2 protein-coding genes are annotated in these 4,014 nt (G+C 60.4%); both read right to left on the bottom strand.

Annotated features, from left to right (window positions below):
• Positions 1 to 768 precede the first annotated feature (768 nt).
• A complete protein-coding gene (locus Q0Z93_RS09810) occupies positions 769 to 1,854 on the bottom strand; it encodes an Mrp/NBP35 family ATP-binding protein (RefSeq protein ID WP_298065062.1) in 1,086 nt (361 codons plus the stop codon).
• Positions 1,855 to 1,861: 7 nt separating this feature from the next.
• Positions 1,862 to 3,715, bottom strand: coding sequence for a (E)-4-hydroxy-3-methylbut-2-enyl-diphosphate synthase (gene ispG / locus Q0Z93_RS09805; protein ID WP_298065061.1), 1,854 nt, complete (start codon positions 3,713 to 3,715; stop codon positions 1,862 to 1,864).
• Positions 3,716 to 4,014 lie beyond the last annotated feature (299 nt).

Raw genomic sequence — 4,014 nt, 5'->3', positions numbered from 1 at the left:
GCGCGAGCAACTTCGGCAGAGCTCGTTGCTCTTTCCGCTGGCGGCGACCCGGTACTATTCAGAATCATTCTTTACCCACGCGCCGGAATGAACATTCTTTGTCCGCGCGCTGGCGGAAATCCTGTTCAAAAGCATGAATTGCTTTTGAACGATTTCCTTCTCTATCCGTCGCGCGCGGGGTGCCGCTGGGCACTCCAGCCGCACCCTTCGGGTGTTCTGCTGGCCTGCCGGCAGCAAGATAAACTACCCCAAAGGAGGGAACTGCCCTCGGGCCGGGCGGAGCCGCTAAATAAGTCCTCTCAAATTTCAACAAACGCCCCAACGGGGCCCCGCGGTGGGCTTGCGAAACTGCGTTTCGCTATGGCCGGAACTACCCCGAACAAAACCTGCGCGCTGGCGGAAATCTGGTTCGGGCGCGATCTCCCTCTGTCGGGCCGGACGCCTCCCCCTCGGGAGGCCAGGTGCCGCTCGGCACTCGATCCGGGCTGTAACTACACCAACTCCGCAGGCTGCGACCCGAAACTATACTTGTTCGCGCGTTCTGTTCCAAAGGAGGAAACTGCCCTCGGGCCGGGCAGGCCGCAGGTGCCCCCGCCGGGCTTGCGATACTTCGTATCGCTTGGGCAGCCTCTACCCCCATGCTTATTCCGTCGGCGTTGAAATAGGGCCGCTTAATAAGTCCTCTCCAACTCCAACAAAAGCCCCAACGAGGCCCCGCACCAGGAAAACGCAACGCAAACCCCAACAAAAGCCCCAGCCGCGGTGCCGCTATTCATTCCGCACCAATGCCTGCGCCAAATTGCGGAACGCCTTGCCCGTCACCGAATCACGCGCCGCGATAGGCTCACCCGCATCCCCCCCCTCAGCGATCGCCTGCACCAGCGGAATCGAGCCCAAGAACGGCACCCCCCGCTCTCGTGCCAGTCGCGCCACCCCGCCATTCTCCACTCCCGCCGGCCCGAAGATATAGTACTTGTTATCCGGCAACTCCGCCGGCGTGAACCACGCCATATTCTCGACAATCCCCCGGATCGGCACATTCACATGCTCGTTGCGGAACATCGCGATTCCCCGCACCACATCCAGCAGCGCCACCTCTTGCGGCGTGCTGACGATCACCGCCCCCGACAGCTTCAACTCGCTGACGATGGTCAGGTGCAAGTCGCCCGTTCCCGGCGGCAGGTCGATCAGCAGATAATCCAGCTCGCCCCAAGCCGTCTGGTGCAACAGCTGCCGCAGCGCGTTGGTCGCCATCGGCCCCCGCCAGACCAAAGCATCCCCGTTCGAGATGAAAAAACCGATCGACATGACCTTCACCCCGTATGCCTCCGCCGGAACGATATACTCCAAGTCCGATCCGTCCTCCGCCACTTCCGCCACCGGTTTGTAATCCTCCACACCGAACATTTTCGGCATCGACGGCCCGTAGATGTCCGCGTCCAAGACCCCCACCCGGAACCCTTCGGCCGCCAAAGCCACCGCCAGGTTCGCCGTCACCGTGCTCTTGCCCACGCCTCCCTTGCCCGACGCCACCGCAATCACCCGACCGATAGACAGCGTGGCGGTATTGGACTTCAGCGTCTGCTGTTTCGCCGCTTTCGAGTCCGGCGGCAGCGGTTCCGCCACCACAATAGTAGCTCCCACTCCCGTGGCCTCCTGCAAAACAGCCTCCGCCGCACGCCGCACCGATCCCGCCATCGGGTCGCGCGGCTTGGTCAGTCTCAGCGTAAAGCGAACCGCCCCCGTCGCCGGGTCGATTGCCAGATTGTCCACCATGCCCAGCGACACGATATCTTTGTCCTGCTCCGGATGCTTCACCCCTTTGAGCAAGTCGAGCACTTCCTCTTTTGTCATTTTTTATTTATAAGTCAATCTTATCCTTGTAAAAGCTACAGCCCGGCATCGCAAGACCGCGGTCAGCTTGAATCAGCTGCTCCAGCCGCTCCAATGCTTCCTCCTGCGGGATATTGCGTTCCACCACCTCCTTGCCCCGATAGAGCGTCACCAATCCGTTCCCCGCCCCCACGTAGCCGAAGTCGGCATCCGCCATCTCGCCCGGCCCGTTCACGATACAGCCCATCACCGCAATCTTCAGCCCCGGATAACCGCCGAAGCGGTCTTTGACCGCCCGCGCCACACTTTGGAGTTCAAACAGCGTCCGCCCGCACCCCGGACAGGAGATGATCTCCGTCCGCGAAATCCTTGTCCGAGCCGCTTGCAGAATCGAGAACGACAGGGAGGTCAGGTCGAAATCCGGCGTCACATCGCACTCTTTCTCGATGAGATGACCGTGAGTATCCTCGTCGTATTCAGTAGTGAAAACCTCGTTCACGATCCAGACCCCGTCCCCGAAGCCGTCGAGCAGCAGCGCGCCGAAGTCCGCCGCTGCATAGAGCTGCAACCGTTCCAACGACCGCTCGCCGTAGCAACGGCTCATGATCACCGGGTTTGTAATCCCGTGCCGCATCAGCTGCACGAAGCAGGCCCGCATTTCCCCCACCCAGTGCATGTTTTCGGATACCAGTACGAGCACCCTTTCCGGATGGTGTTCCAGCCATTCTAAAAACTCGTAGTTCAGGTGTTCCAGCGCACAGGCAATCCATCCCTCGCCGTTATCCCGCCCCTGCATGGCCCGCCGCGGCGTCGTCAGGACGAAATCGTCCGGCGACAAATCCGCCCCCGCTGTACGATCCCCCACCACGACCGGCGGCGCCCCTCCGCCGATCGAAATGCCGTGAAAAGAGACGGCGGACGAAACCCTCTTGGAGTAGTTGTACGGGTCGTAAGGCAGCGGGTCGTCGTCCACCGGAATATAGTTGTGCATCTCCCGCCCCACGAAGTAGTCCGCCAATATCCGTGCCGGGGCGATCTCGTTTTCCGGGGCTTCGGTCAAGGAGACCCGGATCGTGTCCCCGATCCCGTCCGCCAGCAGCGCCCCGATCCCCACCGCCGACCGGATCCGCCCGTCTTCTCCTTCGCCCGCCTCCGTCACGCCCAGATGCAGCGGATATTTCATCCCTTCCTCGTCCATCCGCACGACCAATTTGCGGTAAGCCTCGACCATCACCCGCGTGTTGCTCGATTTCATCGAGATCACGATCCGATCATAATGTTCCGCCTGGCAAATCCGTAGAAATTCCATAGCCGACTCGACCATCCCGTCCGTCGTGTCCCCGTATCTCGACATGATCCGGTCGGACAGCGATCCGTGGTTCACTCCGATCCGGATCACGGTGTTGTAGTATTTGCACACCTCGATCAGTGCCGTGAGCTGCACCCGCAGCCGCTCCAATTCCGCCGCATACTCTTCGTCGGTGTAGGTCACTTTCTGGAATGTAGCCCGTTTGTCGATGAAATTTCCGGGGTTGATCCGCACTTTGCTGACATACTGTGCCGCAATCAATGCCACTTGCGGGTTGAAGTGGATGTCGGCCACGAGCGGTACATAGCATTCCTGTTCTTCGATGCGCCGCCGGATGGTGAGCAGCCGTTCGGCTTCGGTTCGCCCCGGCGCGGTGAGCCGCACCATCTCGGCTCCGGCTGCGGCGATGCGCATCACTTGTTTGGCGGAGGCTTCGACATCGGCCGTGTTGGTCGTGGTCATCGACTGCACTACGATCGGTGCGCCGCCGCCCAATACGAGGTGGCTGCCGATCCGGATCGGATGGCTCCACCGACGGGTATAACTGAACAAATGGGGGCAGTATCGTTTCATAGTGCGGGGTGTAATGGAAGATATTCCTACAAATTTAAGAAAAGTTTACGGATCCGGTAGCCGGGGGCTGCGAACAGAGGGGCGGGTTTCTAAAATGCGATTGTATGCTTTATTGTACCTTTCTCCTCTTTCGAGTTCGGCTCGAGTGCCGAGCTGTAACTACCCCAACTCCGCAGGCTGCGACCTGAAGCTGTATTCATCCCACGTGCCGGAGAAAATCCGGTTCAAAAGCGCAAGCTGCTTTTGAACGATTTCCTTCTCCAGCCGTCGCGCGCGGGGAGTTTGAGGAGACTGCGCTC

It is taken from the genome of uncultured Rikenella sp., from assembly GCF_947628055.1.
Lineage (GTDB): Bacteria > Bacteroidota > Bacteroidia > Bacteroidales > Rikenellaceae > Rikenella.
This window is presented reverse-complemented; position numbering and strand designations above follow the sequence as displayed.

Excerpts from the sequence above, each read along its gene's own strand:
- Q0Z93_RS09810 (WP_298065062.1), bottom strand. The coding sequence starts at position 1,854 with ATGACAAAAGAGGAAGTGCTCGACTTGCTCAAAGGGGTGAAGCATCCG.
- ispG (WP_298065061.1), bottom strand. The coding sequence starts at position 3,715 with ATGAAACGATACTGCCCCCATTTGTTCAGTTATACCCGTCGGTGGAGC.